Source organism: Halomonas sp. B23F22_20 (assembly GCF_043496985.1).
Lineage (GTDB): Bacteria > Pseudomonadota > Gammaproteobacteria > Pseudomonadales > Halomonadaceae > Halomonas.
The window spans coordinates 1-14,606 of record NZ_JBIEKH010000015.1 but is presented as its reverse complement, the minus strand read 5'-3'; the positions used below and the strand labels follow the sequence as shown (position 1 = coordinate 14,606).

The following is a 14,606-nucleotide window of genomic DNA, read 5'->3' as shown; positions in this document are numbered from 1 at the left end:
TGCCCGGCGCCATCTTGTTGATCTCCATCAATTACTGACGCGGGTTTGGTTGCGTTGGATCAATCCCGCGCCCAGGCGCGCGCCCTAGACTGGTGCCCTCGCTTAACGACACCGAGGAGCCAGCCCCATGCGCCGCCACCTTATCTCCACCCTGATCGTCGCCACCGGCCTCGCCTCCAGCAGCCAAGTGCTGGCCTATGGCGCCGGCGACGTCTTCACCCGCGTCGGCGTGGCCAAGGTCGCGCCCAAGAGCGATAACGGCGATCTCGCCAGCGGCGCCTATGACGTTGACGTTCGGGACGGTAACGGCTTCGCCTTCACCCTGGGCTACCGCTTCACCGACCAGTGGGGCGTGGAGCTGCTGGCCGCCGAGCCCTTCGAGCACGATATCCGACTCAACGGCGCCAACCTGGCCTCCACCGAGCATCTGCCGCCGACCCTTACCCTGCAGGTCTACCCACTCGGCGGCACCCAGTCTCGCGTGCAACCCTATGCAGGCATCGGCGTCAACTACACTCGCTTCTCCGACGAGGCAATCGACCTGGCCGATGCCGATCTGACGCTGGACGACTCCTGGGGCGCGGCCGCGCAGCTGGGCGTCGACCTGCTCATCGACGAGCACTGGGCGTTCAACGCCTCCGCCTGGTACCTGGATATCGACACCGACGCCAGCCTGAACGGCAGCGGAATCGGCACCGTCGAGATCGACCCCGTGGTGGTGATGGGCGGCATCAGCTTCCGCTTCTGAGCTCCCCTCGGTACGCAGAAGGCCCGCCAAATGGCGGGCCTTCTGCGTGATCGACGCCGTCGCAAGACTAGCGCGGCGAGTGGCGCGATAGCCCCAAGGCTTTCAAGGTGGCGTCGTCGAGGCCATGAACGGCATCCGTCCCGGCCAGGCGGGCATGGTACTCAGGGCTCAGGAAGGCCTGACCGGCCAACAGGTGCTCGAGATACTCCCGAGCCGGCTTGAGCGCCTCGCCGGTGGCTCCCGGAGCGGCGATGTAGACCCAGGCCTCGATGGCACCCTGGCCGGTGTGGATGGGCATACGGTGGCGATCGTAGTCGTGGGGATACCCTTCGAAGGGGTCCATGCACTCGATCTGCTCGTGGGCGAGTAGCTCGAACAGCGCGCCCTCGACGCGCTGGCCGGGTGCGGACACCACGTTGGCATGGCTGATGCCGTCGATGCGAGAGGCCTTGTCGAAGCGCAGCGCATGATCGTACAGCACACCGGGCAGAACACGCCGGGTTGCCCCGATTCGCGCTTCGACACGGGCCGGATTCATGTTGCTGCCGTAGGCGAAATAGTAAGGCATACCCACCTCGGATGGAGAGTGGCCGATGCGACAGTCGCCGTCGTTTGACGGTCCTGTCTCAGTTCTCGGTGACCAGCTGATCGATCCGCTCCACCGCCTTGCACATCAGCACCCGCTCGCTGGTCTTGGCGCCTTCCTGAATCAGGTAAGCGTCCACCGCGGGCGCCACGTCGCAGCTGGCCGGCATCGGCGCACGGGCCTCCACCAGCGTCTCCAGCCGGGCAATGAACACGAAGCGAAGCCACTGGGGCAACGCCATGGTGTCGATGCAGAACGGCTGGGCGCTATCGAAGGCCTCCGGCGCGGGACGCTCCATACGCCACATGTCGGCCGCCTTCATGGTGGACTCGAGTTCGCGCAGCGCCTGCTCGAGTTCGTCGTGAACGGTCATGGAAAAATCCCCTCGCTGTGGCTGTGTCCCCATTATCCCGCGCAGCCCTCGGCCGGGCCACCCCTGATCAGGTAGACGGCCCAGCCGCCAGCACCTTGCGCAGGAAATCGCGGGTGCGTGGATCCTCCGGGGCATTGAACAATCTCGAGGGCGGCCCCTGCTCGACGATACGCCCGCCCTCCATGAAGATCACGCGATCGGCCACGTCCCGAGCAAAACCCATCTCGTGGGTGACCACCAGCATGGTCTGGCGTTCGGCGGCGAGCTGTTTCATCAGCGCCAGCACTTCCTCGACCCACTCCGGATCCAGCGACGAGGTGGGCTCGTCGAACAGGATCACTTCGGCCTGGGCGGCCATGGCCCGGCCGATGCCGACCCGCTGCTGCTGCCCCCCGGACAGCGATGCCGGATAGGCGTCGGCCTTGTCGGCCAAGCCGATGCGCTCGAGTATTTCCCGGGCGCGCGCATGCGCCCGGACCTTGGGCCAGCGATTGACCACGATCAACCCTTCAGCGATGTTCTCGAGCGCCGTCTTGTTGGCAAACAGCGCATAGTTCTGGAACACGAAGGCCGTGCGACGCCGAGCAGCCAGGATATCGGCACGATTGGCCCGGGTGACGTCGACGTCCAGGTCACCGAGCGTCAGCCGGCCGGCGTCGGGCCGCTCCAGGAAGTTGAGACAGCGCAGCAGGGTCGACTTGCCAGTACCGGAGGGGCCTATCACCACGATGATCTCGCCCCGCTCGATCTCGAGATCGATACCGTCGAGCACGGTGGCGTCGCCGAAGCGCTTGACGAGATTGGCTACCTTGATCATCTGCGATACGCCTCGTTGAGCCGCCACTCCAGGCGCCGCTGGCACCAGGCCAGCAGCTCGACAATACCCCAGTAGATCACCGCCACGGTGATGAAGGCCTCGAAGTAGAGGAAACTGCCGGCGGCCTCCTTCTGGGTCGCTCCCATCAGCTCGGTGACCCCCAGGGTGAACGCCAGAGAGGTGGCCTTGATCATGTCGATGAAGTAGTTCATCAGCGTCGGCACCGCCACCCGGGTGGCCTGGGGCAGAACGATGCGCCGCATCAGCTGGGCGTTGGTCATGCCGATCGACAGCGCCGCCTCGGTCTGGCTGCGGTCGACGCCAACGATGGCAGCACGGATTGACTCCGCCATGTAGGCGGAGAAGTGCAGGGTCAAGCCCATGATGGTGGCGGTGATGCCGTCGATCTGGGTCAGGAAGGCCAGCACCTGGGGCAAGCCGTAATAGAACAGGAACAGCTGCACCAGCAGCGGCGTACCGCGAAAGAAGGAAATGAACAGCAGGGTGATGCCGTTCAGGCCCGGAATCCTCAGCACCCGGATCACCGCCAGACCGCAGGCCAGTGCCAGGGCCAGCACCATTCCCGCCATCGCCATCCCCAGGGTGTGCGGCAGGTAGCTCAGCAAGATGGGCAGCAGCCCCAGCATGTAATCGAAATCGAGCACGCTCATATCAGGCGCCAGCGCTCCTCAGGGCCGGGTGATGTCGGTGCCGAACCAGTGCCCGGAGATCTCGGCCAGAGTACCGTCCTCGCGCAGCGTCGAGAGTGCCGCGTCGACTTCGTCGCGCAGGGCACGGTCGGCCTCGGTATCGCGGAACGGCAGAGCATTGCGAATCTCGGAGAACGGCTGCCCGGCCAGAGCCAGCGGCAGTGGCTTTTCCTTGATTACCTGGCTTGCGCTGACGCGATCCATGACGAAGGCATCGACGCGGCCAAGTGCAGTATCCTGCTCGATGTTGCTCTCGTAGGTACGAATGTCGATCTCGTCGGCATGAGGCAGCTCGCGCAGCAGCTGCTCGTAGTTGGAACCCAGGTTGACCGCCACGGTCTTGCCGCGCAGGTCCTCGACGCTGCCGATCGCCTCGTTGCCTTCCTTGACCACCACCTGGGCCCCGTCATAGACATAGGGCTGCGTGAAGACATACTTCGCTTCGCGCTCCTCGGTGATGGTGATCTGGTTGGCGATGGTGTCGATACGACCGGACTCCAGCATGCCGAACAAGCCGGAGAAGTTGGCGGTGACGAATTCCACCTCGGTACCCATCTCCTCGGCCACCGCCTCCATGACGTCGACCTCGAAGCCCTTGAGGGTATCCTGTTCGACAAAAGTGAAAGGAAAGTAGCCGCCGGACATGCCGACCTTGAGCGTATCTTCCTCGGCGGCGGCGCCACCGGCGAAGCCGATGACACCGGCGGACAGCAGCGCCAGAGCAAAGGAGCGAGACATGATGACCTCCTGTTTTTGACAGAGCTTTATGGAATAAAAACCTAAAACCCATATTCCACTTTGGCCTTCACCATAGAGAAAATTCCAGGCGATGGCCAATAGCGGACAATTATGCCTGCCATAGGCGAAGTCCGCAGGTGATTCATTCACAGCAACGCTGAACGTCCCTGTGGATAACCACTGGAAAGCCGTCGCAAGCTCCGTCTACTCGGGCCCGTCGGACAATCGATCAGGAATTGATCACTGCCGACAACGCGTGAGGTTTCCGGCGGGCTGACAGGAGAGAGGCGCCGCGGTAGAGTGCACGGTCCGAGACGGGGAGACAGCATGCAGCCGATCGACAGCCTTCACGACTTTTTCGCTCGCACCGGAGCCGAGGTGACGCTCTACCACCTGGGGCGTCGCGTCGAGCCCTGTGCGCTCGCCACCCTGGCAGCCCTGGAGCACGACGGCCAGCCCTGGCCGCAACCCTGGCAGGGCAAGGCCCGGCTGGCGATGGTGTTCCGTCTCGGCGAGCTCCCCGACCCGCTGATCTGGTTCCTGGATCTGCCGCTGGACGAACAGGGTCGGCTGGACCCGGCTCCTCGTGATGCCTTCCTGCAGCGCCTGCTCGAGACCCTGGGGCGCAACGTCCAGGGGCTGGGCCGCGAGGACGGCGAGACGATCGACAACCTGATGAAGGACAACCCCCTGGCCTTCACCCCCACCCTGCCCTTCCAGGCCATGCTGCACGCCCGTGCCAGCTTCGATCTTGACCGGCCGGCCAGCCAGCACCTGGAGCTGGCCGAGGCCTATCTGGAAGGCCAGCAGGATCTGGACTGGCGAGCACTGGGTCTGCAGGGGCTGGCCGACTTCGCGGTGCGCATGGACGACGGCCAGGCCGAGCGGCTGGCGACTCGGTTGCCGGCCCTGCCCGGCGAGGTACTCACCTCACTGTGCTACTGTCTGGAGCACGTATCCGTTGGGACCACACTGGGCGAGGCCCTGCGCGCCCGGGGCGAGGCGGCCGCCAATGCCGGCGACATCGAGGGCTTCTGCGCCTGCGTGCGGGCGGTCTCGGGGGCAAGCGACGAGCTGGCCGGTGCCTGGTATGACGATCTGCTCGTCGATTCGAAGGCCTGCGGCCCCGACTTGCTGGCCGCCATCGCTGGACGCGGCTGGCGCCATCTCGAAGACGGCGAGCGATTACCGCGTTACCTGACTCGGCTCGCCGAATTGCCGCGGACGGACTTCACCTCCGTGGCACGGGACCTGGCGTTGATCCCGCGCCTGCGACTGCCGGTCCTGATGATACTGCGCGAGGCCGAGCCGGACTCGGCGATCGGCCGCCGCCTGGCCGGCCTGTCCCGCCAAGGACGCCACGAGGAGTGAGTCAATGAAGGAGCTGCCCTACCAGGCCAAGGCGGTGATCGGCCGCCGCGAGATGGTAACGTTGCCGGAACTCGGCCTGACGCTGTGCGCCAAGGCCGACACCGGCGCGCGCACCTCGGCGCTGCACGCCGAGGACATCGAGTCCTACGAGGAGGACGGCCACCTGTGGGTGAGCTTCACCACCCGAGGCGGAGGGCCGACCAGCCCGCCCCACGTGTTCCGTGTACATCTCCATGATCGACGCCGAGTCACCAGTTCCAACGGCCAGGCCGAATGGCGCTACGTGATTCGCACGCCCATGCAGCTAGGTGAACTGGAATTCCTGGTCGAGCTGACGCTCACCGACCGCCGTAACATGCGCCACCCCATGCTGCTTGGGCGGCGCGCCCTGCGTAGGCTGCTGGTGGCACCCGGCGCCGGCTTCCTGCACGGCGAACCCTGATACTGGCCATTTGGCAACGGAGGCCACATGCATATCGCGCTGCTGTCTCGCAATCGCAAGCTCTACTCCACTCGCCGGCTGATCGAGGCCGCCGAGCAAAGGGGTCACACCACGCGGGTGGTCGATACCCTGCGCTGCTACATGAGCATCGCCTCGCATCATCCTTCGATCCATTACAAGGGTGCAGAGCTCGAGCCGTTCGACGCCGTGATCCCCCGCATCGGTGCCTCGATCACCTTCTATGGCTGCGCCGTGCTGCGCCAGTTCGAGATGATGGGGACGCCGGTGCTCAACGACAGCGTGTCCATCACCCGCTCTCGGGACAAGCTGCGTTCGCTGCAGCTGCTGTCGCGCAAGGGCATCGGACTGCCGGTGACCGGCTTCGCCCACTCGCCGGACGACATTCCCGACCTGATCACCATGGTCCGAGGGGCCCCTTTGGTGATCAAGCTGCTCGAGGGCACCCAGGGCATCGGCGTCGTGCTGGCCGAGACCAACCAGGCCGCCGAGTCGGTGATCCAGGCTTTCATGGGCATGAAGGCCAACATCATGGTCCAGGAGTACATCAAGGAGGCCAAGGGCGCCGACATCCGCTGCCTGGTGATCGGCGACAAGGTCGTGGCCTCGATGAAGCGCCAGGCCGCCGAAGGCGAGTTTCGTTCCAACCTGCATCGTGGCGGCAGCGCCAGCGTGATCCGCATCACTCCGGAGGAACGCTCCACGGCGATTCGCGCCGCCAAGGCCATGGGCCTGAGAGTCGCCGGCGTCGACCTGCTGCGTTCCAACCACGGGCCCGTGATCATGGAGGTGAATTCCTCGCCCGGCCTGCAGGGGATCGAGACCGCCACCGGCAAGGACATCGCCGGGCTGATCATCGAACACCTGGAAAAGAGTTCAGTTCCCCGTCGCAAGGCGCCACCCAAGCCTAAAGGCTAAGCCGCATCGCACAATAAATTGGTCGTGGGGGGTGGCAAAAGGCCGGCGACACCCCCACAATCTGCGTCACCGGAGGAGGTGACCGCCCATGTTTCTCGATAATCGCCAGGTGGCGATGGACAGCGTCCTCGAGGCGCTGGCCGACAGCATCGACTATTTCCAGGATAACCATGAGCGCCTGAGGCCGAGCCTGCGTCAGGCCCTGCAGCCCTATTTCGAGACCCGCAAGTCATCGATGCGCCGGCTCCAGGACCTGGCCCGCAAGCACCTCGACCTTCTCCCCCGCGATGCCGACGTCGAACGCGACGACTACATGTGGCTGTGGAGCCGCCTGAAGAGCTTCGTCGGCGACGACAGCCAGGTGCTGATCAACGAACTGCTGGAACAGGAGCGGGTGCTGATGCAAGCGCTCTCGACCCTGTTCACCCACCCGCTGCCCGATCCCATCGAGCCGGTCATCGAGGAGTGCTGGAAGCACTGTCGGTCGCTGATCCGCGAACTCTATCGTCAGCAGAAGAAGCATCAGAAGCGCTGAGCGCGTCCTGCGGTACGACCTGCAGCGGCTCTTCGGGCCCCAGGAAATGAGGCTCGCGCCCCCAGACATAGAGATCTCCCAGGGTCGCCACCCGCGCGACCCATTCCCGCGCCCTCAGCCATAACACGCCTTCGGAGGGACGTTCCGGGGCAGCGCAACCACGCGCCTCGAGGCCCAGCGCCTCGGCAATGAACAGCGCCCGCGGCAAATGCCAGGACTGGGTGACCAACAGCGCCCGATCCACCGTGAACACATCCCGGGCCCGAGACAGGGTATCGAAGGTGCTGAAACCAGCGTAGTCCAGGGTCATGGCGGCATCGGGCACCTCCCGTTTGCGCAGGTCCCGCCACATGGTCACCGGCTCGTTGTAGTAGCGAGTGCTGTTGTCACCGGAGAGCAGCAGGTGCATCACCCGCCCCTGCCGGTAAAGCCGCGCTGCCGCCTGCATGCGTCCCTCGAAGTGCGGGTTGCGCTCACCGCTGCGCGTCCAATGCGACGTACCGAACACGATGCCGACCCGCTCTGGACCACAGTGGCCAGGCTCCGTGTCGATCCGCTCTCGCGTCTCGGACAGCATCCACAGGTTGGCCCCCACGAACAGTAAAATCGCCAGGAGCGCGAGCGCCCCCAGCGACATCAGCAGCCCCCTGACACCTTTCCACAATAAGATGGGCATCCGCCTTTCCTGATTGGCTTACCATAGCGGCGATTCATGCCGCGAGCGGCCGGCCCTTGGCAGCCCGCAGCAACCGCCGTTGACGTGTGGACCAATAAAAATTTCGACGGTCCGAGGCTTCGACACCTCGGCGGCCGGAATGACTTGGTTCGTGACCGATGAGCCTGCACACTTCCTCATTGCCATCGGGTCGTCGAGCGCCGACATGAATCGCATTGTGGTGAAATGTTGCGGTCAAAACATGCCGAGCTCGAGCTTCGCTTCATCGCTCATCATCTCACGGCTCCAGGGCGGGTCGAAGACGATCTCGGTATGTACCTGGCTGATCTGCGGAGCGCCGAGGATCTTGTGCCGCGCATCGGCAGCGATGACGTCGCCCATGCCGCAGCCAGGGGCGGTCAACGTCATGCGGATGGTGACGATGCGCTCGCCGGTGATCAGACGCTCGATACGGCAGCCGTAGACCAGCCCGAGTTCGACGATATCGACCGGGATCTCGGGGTCGAAGCAGGTGCGCAGCTGGTCCCAGACGAACCGTTCGATCTGCTCCTCGGTGGCGTCCTCGGGCAGCGTCGGCCGCGGCAGCGCCTCGAGCCCAAGGGCATCCAGGTTGCTGCCCTCGATCAGATAGAGCCGTCCCTCATGCCCCACGCTGACCGAGTTGCCCTTGGCCTGCATCACGCTGACCTCGCTGTCCTCGGCCAGCGTCACCGTCTTGCCGAAGGGAATGGAGATGACCTCGACGTCGCGCTGCAGGGGCAGGACCTGCCCCTTGCTCAACGCTGCCAGTGGATCGGTATCGCTCATGTGTCTCCCTTTGGCTCAGCGCAGCATGCCCACGACCCGCTCCAGCCCGTCGACGAAGACGTCGACCTCCTCGGGGGTGTTGTAGGCAGCGAAGGAGGCACGGCAGGTGGCATCCACCCCGAACGACGCCAGCAGCGGCTGGGCGCAGTGATGGCCGGTGCGGATCGCCACACCGAGCTGATCGATCAACAGGCCGATGTCCTGGGCATGGGCCCCCTCGACGACGAAGGACAGCACCCCGGCCTTGTCCGGCGCGGTGCCAAGGATACGCAGGCCGTCGATGCGCGCCACGCCCTCGGTGGCATGCTGCAGCAGTCGCCCTTCCCAGGCGCTGATCAACGGCAGGCCAATCTCCTCGATCCACTCTAGCGCCCGGCCCAGGGCAACCACTTCGGCGATGGCCGGGGTGCCGGCCTCGAACTTGTGGGGAATGCCGGCGAAGGTGGTGGGCGACTCGAAGGACACGGTGGCGATCATCTCGCCGCCACCCTGCCAGGGCGGCATGGCCTCGAGCAGCTCGGCGCGGCCGTAAAGCACACCGACGCCGGTGGGCCCATAGACCTTATGGCCGGAGAAGGCATAGAAGTCGACGCCCAGCGCCTGCACGTCGACCTTCTGGTGCGGTGCGCCCTGGGCGCCATCGACCAGGATCAGCGCACCGTGCCGATGCGCCACCTCGGCCATCTCGGCCACCGGGTTGACGGTGCCGAACGCATTGGAGACATGGTTGACCGCCACCAGCCTGGTGCGCTCGGAGATCAGGTCGCGATAGGCGGCCTGGTCGAGCACGCCGCGCTCGTCCACCGGAATCACCTTGAGGGTGAAGCCGCGCTCGGCGGCCAGCAGCTGCCAGGGCACGATGTTGGAGTGATGCTCCAGGCGCGAGACCAGTACCTCGTCGCCTTCGCCCAGGTTGGCGCGCCCCCAGCTGCCCGCCACCAGGTTGATCGCCTCGGTGGTGCCGCGAGTGAAGACGATCTCGCGGGTCTCGGCGGCGTTCAGGAAGCCGCGCACGGTCTCCCGAGTGCCTTCGTAGGCCGCGGTGGCCTCGTCGGCCAGGGTGTGCAGCCCGCGATGGATATTGGCGTTATAGCGCCGGTAATAGTCGTCGAAGGCCTCGATCACCTGGCGCGGGGTCTGGCTGGTGGCCGCATTGTCGAGATAGACCAGCGGCTTGCCGTGGACCTCCCGATCGAGGATCGGGAAGTCGCGGCGTACCCGGGCCACGTCGAGCAGCAGATCGCTGAAATCGACCATGGATCAGTCCTCGCTGAAGGCGGCGGCGGTCTCCACCAGACCCGCCAGGTTGAAGCGCTCCGGCAACTTGCCGGCCACGGTCAGCTCGACCCGCTCGGCCACCGCGTCCAGATCGACCAGCTCCATCACCTCACCGGCGAAGGCCAGGGTCAGCAGCCCACGGGCGGTCTGTTCGTCGATGCCGCGGGTGCGCATGGCATAGACCGCTTCCTCGTCGAGCTGACCGGTGGTGGCGCCGTGGGCGCACTTGACGTCGTCGGCGTAGATCTCGAGCTCGGGCTTGGTGTCGACCTCGGCGCGGTCGGAGAGCAGCAGGTTGGCGTTGCTCTGCTCGGACTCGATCTTCTGGCTGTCGCGCTTGACCACTACCCGGCCGTTGAACACGCCATGGGCCCGGTCGTCGAGGATGCCCTTGTAGTTCTCGCTGGAGCGAGTGTGGGGCGCGTTATGGTTGACCAGAGTGTGGTTGTCCACGTGCTGGCGGCCCTGGCCATAGAACAGGCCATGGAAGGTCGCCTCGGCGCCCTCGCCGTTGAGGTCGCTGACCAGATCGTTGCGCACCAGGCCGCCGCCCAGGTTCAGGTTGAACGAGGTGTAGCGGCTGTCGCGGGCCTGCTCCACCTGGATGCTGGCCACGTGGCGATCCTTGAGCGGCGCCTCCTGCAGCTTGTAGTGAGTCAGGATCGCACCGCGATCGAGGATGATCTCCTCCACCAGGTTGGTGAAGTTGGCAGCACCCTCCTCGCCTACGTGGTGCTCGATCAGGGTGGCCTCGCTGCGTCCGCCGGCCTCGACCAGGATCCGCGGATGACTCATCACCTCGCGCTCGCCGGCCCGGGACAAGAACTGCAGCACGATGGGCTTCTCCACCACGGTGCGCGGCGCCATCCGGACCAGGGCCCCTTCCTCGAAGAAGGCGGTGTTGAGGGCGGCGAAGGGCGAGAACTCGACGCCGGTGAGTCGACCCAGCGGGCCGCCCACGGCCTCGTGGTTCTCCTCCAGGGCCTTCGACAGCGGCACGACCTGCACCCCCGCGGGCAGATCGCCGAGATCCGACAGCGCCGGGGCGAATACGCCATCGACGAAGGTCAGCCGATGGGCCTCGATGGGCAGGGTCAGCGCCGCCGCCGCGGCCGGGGAAAATTCAGCGCTATCCGCCAGGGCGAAGTCGTTGGCGGCGATGTCGCGCACGTCGGTGTATTTCCATTCCTCGATACGCCGGTGCGGGAAGCCCAGCGCCTCGAAGCGGGCGGCGCCGGCCTGGCGCCGGGCGGCGATCCAGGTCGGCTCGTCGCCACGGGCGGCATTGCGCTCGGCCAGACGGTCGAGGAAGCGTTGCACGTCGTCGTTCATGCCGCGGAGCCCTCCAGCAGCCAGTCGTAGCCACGGTCCTCGAGTTCACGGGCCAGGTCGGCGTCACCGCTCTTGACGATGCGGCCGTCGACCAGCACGTGCACACGATCGGGCACGATGTAGTCGAGCAGCCGCTGGTAGTGGGTCACCAGCAGGATGCCGCGGTCCTCGGCGCGCAGCGAGTTGACGCCTTCGGCGACCACCTTCATGGCGTCGATATCGAGGCCGGAGTCGATCTCGTCGAGCATGGCCAGCTTCGGCTGGAGCACCAGCATCTGCAGGATCTCGTTGCGCTTCTTCTCGCCGCCGGAGAAGCCCTCGTTGACGGCGCGCTGCAGGAAGCTGGCGTCCATCTTCATGAAGGCGATCTTCTCCTTGATCAGCTTCATGAACTCGGGTGCGGGAATCTCGCCCAGGCCTTCGGCCTCGCGCTTGGCGTTGAGGGCCGCCTTGAGCAGGTAGATGTTCTTGACCCCGGGGATCTCGACCGGGTACTGGAAGCCCAGCAGCAGGCCGGCGCGAGCGCGCTCCTCGATCTCCATTTCGAGGACGTCTTGGCCCTCGAAGGTGATCGTGCCCTGGGTGACCTCATAGCCGTCCTTGCCGGCGATCACCGCCGACAGGGTCGACTTGCCGGCCCCGTTGGGGCCCATGATGGCGTGCACCTCGCCGGCGCCGATGGTCAGGTTGAGGCCCTTGAGGATCTCGGAACCCTCGACCGTGACGTGCAGATCCTTGACTTCGAGCATCTTGACTACCTTTCGATCTTTGGGCCGCCTCGGCGGCTCGCAATAAGTTGATTCGTGTCCGACGCGTCTAACGCCTGGCAGCGGCATGAACGATGAACTGTCCCGGCGACAAGCCTGCGCGAGGCGCTGTGAACCCATCCCTGGGCGCTACTTTTGCCATCCATGGCAAAAACCCTCGCTCCGCCTTGTCCCCCGCGCTCATCTCTCCGGGGCCGCGAACAGCGGCCTTAACCAACCGCCCCTTCCAGGGTGACGTTCAACAGCGCCTCGGCCTCCACGGCGAACTCCATCGGCAGCTCCTGGAAGACGTCCTTGCAGAAGCCGTTGACGATCATGTTCACCGCATCCTCCTCGGCGATGCCGCGGCTCTGGCAGTAGAACAGCTGGTCCTCGCCGATCTTGGAGGTGGTCGCCTCGTGCTCCACGGTGGCCGAGCTGTTGCGGATCTCCTGGTAGGGGAAGGTATGGGCCCCGCAGGTGTCGCCGATCAGCAGCGAGTCGCACTGGGTATAGTTGCGGGCGTTGCGCGCCCGTGGCCCCACCTTGACCAAGCCCCGATAGGACTGGTCGGAGCGGCCGGCGGAAATGCCCTTGGAGACGATGGTCGAGCGCGAGCCCTCGCCGATATGGATCATCTTGGTGCCGGTGTCGGCCTGCTGGCGGCCGTTGGTCACCGCCACCGAGTAGAACTCGCCCACGCTGTCCTTGCCCCGCAGCATGCAGGACGGGTACTTCCAGGTGATGGCGGAGCCGGTCTCGACCTGGGTCCAGCTGATGTGGGAGCGGTCGCCGCGGCAGTCGCCGCGCTTGGTGACGAAGTTGTAGATGCCCCCCTTGCCATCCTCGTCGCCCGGATACCAGTTCTGCACCGTGGAGTACTTGATCGAGGCGTCTTCGAGTGCCACCAGCTCGACCACCGCGGCATGCAGCTGGTTCTCGTCACGCTGGGGCGCGGTGCAGCCCTCCAGATAGGAGACCTGGGCACGGCTCTCGCAGACGATCAGGGTGCGCTCGAACTGGCCGGTGTTGGCGGCGTTGATGCGGAAGTAGGTGGACAGCTCCATGGGGCAGGTCACGCCTTCCGGCACGAACACAAAGGAACCGTCGGTGAACACCGCAGAGTTGAGCGCCGCGAAGTAGTTGTCACCCTGAGGCACCACGCTGCCAAGGTACTGCTTGACCAGCTCCGGGTAGTCACGGATCGCCTCGGAGATCGAGCAGAAGATCACGCCCGCCTCGTGGAGCTTGTCCTTGAAGGTGGTGGTCACCGAGACGGAATCGAACACGGCGTCCACCGCCACCCCGGCCAGTGCCGCCCGCTCGTGCAACGGGATGCCCAGCTTCTCGTAGGTCTCGAGCAGCTTGGGATCGACCTCGTCGAGGCTCTGGGGCTTGTCCTCGTCGCGCTTGGGGGCGCTGTAGTAGGAGATCGCCTGGTAGTCGATCGGGGGATAGTCCAGGTGCGCCCAGGAGGGAGGCGTCATCTTCAGCCACTGGTGGTAGGCCTTCAGGCGCCACTCCAGCATCCACTCGGGCTCGCCCTTCTTCTTCGAGATGAAGGCGATGGTGTTCTCGTCCAGGCCCGGCGGTACCGTATCGCTCTCGATGTCGGTCACGAAGCCTTCCTTGTATTCGCGACGGACAAGCTGTTCCATTTCCTGACTTGCCATGATGTTGTCCCCTCCCGGGCTGGTTGGGTCGGCGAGCGACGCTCGCCTCGGGTAATGAATCCGCGGGTGATCAGGCCTCGGCGGCCAGACTCACGCTCTGAATGGGCAGCTGCACAGGCAGCTTGATCGGGGTGGTGTCGGCCAGGTGGGCCAGGGTCACGCTGTCGAGCAGGGCCCGCACCGCCAGCGAGACCCGCTGCCAGTTGTCGGAGACGCCGCAGGTAGCCACCAGCTCGCAGTCGCCCTCGGCCTGACTGCACTCGGTCATCGCCACCGGCCCCTCGATGGCGGCGATGATGTCGCTGGCGGTGATATGCGACGCCGGCCGCGCCAGGGAATAGCCCCCCTGGGCACCGCGGCGAGACTCCAGCAGCCCCGCGCGCACCAGCATCTTCAGCGTCTTGCTGACCGTCGGATGCGGCACCTGAACCGCCTCGGCGAGTTCCGCCGCCGCATGCGGCTGCTCGGGGTGACGGGCGATCTGCGCCATCACCACCGCCGCGTAGTCGGTCAGTCTGGAAAGCTTCAGCAAGGCGGACCTCCCCGGAAACACCCCTGTTGATCGATTGCGGACCATTTTAGTCCTGTATGGCCCCGATGTGAACCCTAGGCCAGGCGCTTTCCTGCCCGAGAGCGACACTTGGCGACACGTTCGATGCCATTACCATCAAAAACGACAATCGTTCTCATTCTGAAAGACAATCACTTCAGCCCGTCTCCCGTCTCCCGTCTCCCGTCTCCCGTCTCCCGTCTCCCGTCTCCCGTCTCCCGTCTCCCGTCTCCCGTCTCCCGTCTCCCGTCTCCCGTCTCCCGTCTCCCGTCTCCCGTCTCCCGTCTC

At 65.4% G+C, this 14,606-nt stretch carries 17 protein-coding genes; 5 read left to right on the top strand and 12 right to left on the bottom strand.

From position 1 onward, the window contains the following. The first annotated feature begins 127 nt into the window (after nt 1–127). Nucleotides 128–748, top strand: coding sequence for an OmpW/AlkL family protein (locus ACGTN6_RS13420; protein ID WP_394592317.1), 621 nt, complete (start codon nt 128–130; stop codon nt 746–748). 67 nt (nt 749–815) lie between these two features. Here ACGTN6_RS13420 and ACGTN6_RS13415 read toward each other — a convergent pair whose 3' ends face one another. The 5 genes from ACGTN6_RS13415 to ACGTN6_RS13395 all read right to left on the bottom strand — a co-directional run bounded on the left by ACGTN6_RS13415 (nt 816) and on the right by ACGTN6_RS13395 (nt 3,972). Then, complete coding sequence (locus ACGTN6_RS13415) at nt 816–1,316, bottom strand: gamma-glutamylcyclotransferase family protein (protein ID WP_394592315.1); 501 nt, start codon at nt 1,314–1,316, stop codon at nt 816–818. A 58-nt stretch (nt 1,317–1,374) separates the two neighbouring features. After that, the gene (locus ACGTN6_RS13410; RefSeq protein WP_183388615.1) at nt 1,375–1,707 is read right to left on the bottom strand and encodes a YqcC family protein; all 333 of its coding nucleotides are present in this window, start codon (nt 1,705–1,707) and stop codon (nt 1,375–1,377) included. A 67-nt stretch (nt 1,708–1,774) separates the two neighbouring features. After that, the gene (locus tag ACGTN6_RS13405; RefSeq protein WP_394592313.1) at nt 1,775–2,524 is read right to left on the bottom strand and encodes an amino acid ABC transporter ATP-binding protein; all 750 of its coding nucleotides are present in this window, start codon (nt 2,522–2,524) and stop codon (nt 1,775–1,777) included. Further along, a complete protein-coding gene (locus ACGTN6_RS13400; RefSeq protein WP_394592311.1) occupies nt 2,521–3,195 on the bottom strand; it encodes an amino acid ABC transporter permease in 675 nt (224 codons plus the stop codon). The genes ACGTN6_RS13405 and ACGTN6_RS13400 overlap by 4 nt, the downstream gene beginning before the upstream one ends. An 18-nt stretch (nt 3,196–3,213) precedes the next feature. After that, a complete protein-coding gene (locus ACGTN6_RS13395; protein WP_394592309.1) occupies nt 3,214–3,972 on the bottom strand; it encodes an amino acid ABC transporter substrate-binding protein in 759 nt (252 codons plus the stop codon). Between the two features lie 327 nt (nt 3,973–4,299). On the opposite strand from ACGTN6_RS13395, the gene ACGTN6_RS13390 reads away from it, so the two are divergent. The 4 genes from ACGTN6_RS13390 (at nt 4,300) to ACGTN6_RS13375 (ending at nt 7,256) form a co-directional block, all read left to right on the top strand. Continuing rightward, on the top strand, nt 4,300–5,343 hold the full coding sequence (locus tag ACGTN6_RS13390; RefSeq protein ID WP_394592307.1) for a DUF3549 family protein: 1,044 nt from the start codon (nt 4,300–4,302) through the stop codon (nt 5,341–5,343). A 4-nt stretch (nt 5,344–5,347) separates the two neighbouring features. Then, nucleotides 5,348–5,785, top strand: coding sequence for an ATP-dependent zinc protease family protein (locus ACGTN6_RS13385; protein WP_183388624.1), 438 nt, complete (start codon nt 5,348–5,350; stop codon nt 5,783–5,785). Nucleotides 5,786–5,812: 27 nt separating this feature from the next. After that, nucleotides 5,813–6,721, top strand: coding sequence for a 30S ribosomal protein S6--L-glutamate ligase (rimK, locus tag ACGTN6_RS13380; RefSeq protein WP_394592305.1), 909 nt, complete (start codon nt 5,813–5,815; stop codon nt 6,719–6,721). Between the two features lie 88 nt (nt 6,722–6,809). Then, nucleotides 6,810–7,256: a hypothetical protein gene (locus ACGTN6_RS13375; protein WP_394592303.1), complete on the top strand. Its 447-nt coding sequence runs from the start codon at nt 6,810–6,812 to the stop codon at nt 7,254–7,256. Here the strand turns inward: ACGTN6_RS13375 and ACGTN6_RS13370 are convergent. From ACGTN6_RS13370 to ACGTN6_RS13340, 7 genes are all read right to left on the bottom strand, one after another. Then, nucleotides 7,177–7,932 (bottom strand): SanA/YdcF family protein, encoded by a 756-nt coding sequence (locus ACGTN6_RS13370; RefSeq protein ID WP_394592301.1) that lies wholly within the window; start codon nt 7,930–7,932, stop codon nt 7,177–7,179. The two genes, ACGTN6_RS13375 and ACGTN6_RS13370, sit on opposite strands and share 80 nt — an antisense overlap. Nucleotides 7,933–8,166: 234 nt before the next feature. Continuing rightward, nucleotides 8,167–8,739 (bottom strand): putative Fe-S cluster assembly protein SufT, encoded by a 573-nt coding sequence (sufT, locus tag ACGTN6_RS13365; RefSeq protein ID WP_394592299.1) that lies wholly within the window; start codon nt 8,737–8,739, stop codon nt 8,167–8,169. A 15-nt stretch (nt 8,740–8,754) separates the two neighbouring features. After that, nucleotides 8,755–9,996 carry a SufS family cysteine desulfurase gene (locus ACGTN6_RS13360; protein WP_394592297.1) on the bottom strand — a complete coding sequence of 414 codons (1,242 nt, stop codon included), beginning with the start codon at nt 9,994–9,996 and terminating at the stop codon, nt 8,755–8,757. Nucleotides 9,997–9,999: 3 nt separating this feature from the next. Next, a complete protein-coding gene (gene sufD / locus ACGTN6_RS13355; protein WP_394592296.1) occupies nt 10,000–11,349 on the bottom strand; it encodes a Fe-S cluster assembly protein SufD in 1,350 nt (449 codons plus the stop codon). After that, complete coding sequence (gene sufC / locus ACGTN6_RS13350; RefSeq protein WP_394592294.1) at nt 11,346–12,098, bottom strand: Fe-S cluster assembly ATPase SufC; 753 nt, start codon at nt 12,096–12,098, stop codon at nt 11,346–11,348. The genes sufD and sufC overlap by 4 nt, the downstream gene beginning before the upstream one ends. 227 nt (nt 12,099–12,325) lie before the next feature. Next, a complete protein-coding gene (gene sufB / locus ACGTN6_RS13345; RefSeq protein ID WP_183388631.1) occupies nt 12,326–13,768 on the bottom strand; it encodes a Fe-S cluster assembly protein SufB in 1,443 nt (480 codons plus the stop codon). A 70-nt stretch (nt 13,769–13,838) separates the two neighbouring features. Beyond that, nucleotides 13,839–14,300, bottom strand: a complete 462-nt coding sequence (locus tag ACGTN6_RS13340) for an SUF system Fe-S cluster assembly regulator (protein WP_183388632.1) — start codon at nt 14,298–14,300, stop codon at nt 13,839–13,841. Nucleotides 14,301–14,606: the final 306 nt, after the last annotated feature.

Excerpts from the sequence above, each read along its gene's own strand:
- ACGTN6_RS13420 (WP_394592317.1), top strand. The coding sequence starts at position 128 with ATGCGCCGCCACCTTATCTCCACCCTGATCGTCGCCACCGGCCTCGCC.
- ACGTN6_RS13415 (WP_394592315.1), bottom strand. The coding sequence starts at position 1,316 with ATGCCTTACTATTTCGCCTACGGCAGCAACATGAATCCGGCCCGTGTC.
- ACGTN6_RS13410 (WP_183388615.1), bottom strand. The coding sequence starts at position 1,707 with ATGACCGTTCACGACGAACTCGAGCAGGCGCTGCGCGAACTCGAGTCC.
- ACGTN6_RS13405 (WP_394592313.1), bottom strand. The coding sequence starts at position 2,524 with ATGATCAAGGTAGCCAATCTCGTCAAGCGCTTCGGCGACGCCACCGTG.
- ACGTN6_RS13400 (WP_394592311.1), bottom strand. The coding sequence starts at position 3,195 with ATGAGCGTGCTCGATTTCGATTACATGCTGGGGCTGCTGCCCATCTTG.
- ACGTN6_RS13395 (WP_394592309.1), bottom strand. The coding sequence starts at position 3,972 with ATGTCTCGCTCCTTTGCTCTGGCGCTGCTGTCCGCCGGTGTCATCGGC.
- ACGTN6_RS13390 (WP_394592307.1), top strand. The coding sequence starts at position 4,300 with ATGCAGCCGATCGACAGCCTTCACGACTTTTTCGCTCGCACCGGAGCC.
- ACGTN6_RS13385 (WP_183388624.1), top strand. The coding sequence starts at position 5,348 with ATGAAGGAGCTGCCCTACCAGGCCAAGGCGGTGATCGGCCGCCGCGAG.
- rimK (WP_394592305.1), top strand. The coding sequence starts at position 5,813 with ATGCATATCGCGCTGCTGTCTCGCAATCGCAAGCTCTACTCCACTCGC.
- ACGTN6_RS13375 (WP_394592303.1), top strand. The coding sequence starts at position 6,810 with ATGTTTCTCGATAATCGCCAGGTGGCGATGGACAGCGTCCTCGAGGCG.
- ACGTN6_RS13370 (WP_394592301.1), bottom strand. The coding sequence starts at position 7,932 with ATGCCCATCTTATTGTGGAAAGGTGTCAGGGGGCTGCTGATGTCGCTG.
- sufT (WP_394592299.1), bottom strand. The coding sequence starts at position 8,739 with ATGAGCGATACCGATCCACTGGCAGCGTTGAGCAAGGGGCAGGTCCTG.
- ACGTN6_RS13360 (WP_394592297.1), bottom strand. The coding sequence starts at position 9,996 with ATGGTCGATTTCAGCGATCTGCTGCTCGACGTGGCCCGGGTACGCCGC.
- sufD (WP_394592296.1), bottom strand. The coding sequence starts at position 11,349 with ATGAACGACGACGTGCAACGCTTCCTCGACCGTCTGGCCGAGCGCAAT.
- sufC (WP_394592294.1), bottom strand. The coding sequence starts at position 12,098 with ATGCTCGAAGTCAAGGATCTGCACGTCACGGTCGAGGGTTCCGAGATC.
- sufB (WP_183388631.1), bottom strand. The coding sequence starts at position 13,768 with ATGGCAAGTCAGGAAATGGAACAGCTTGTCCGTCGCGAATACAAGGAA.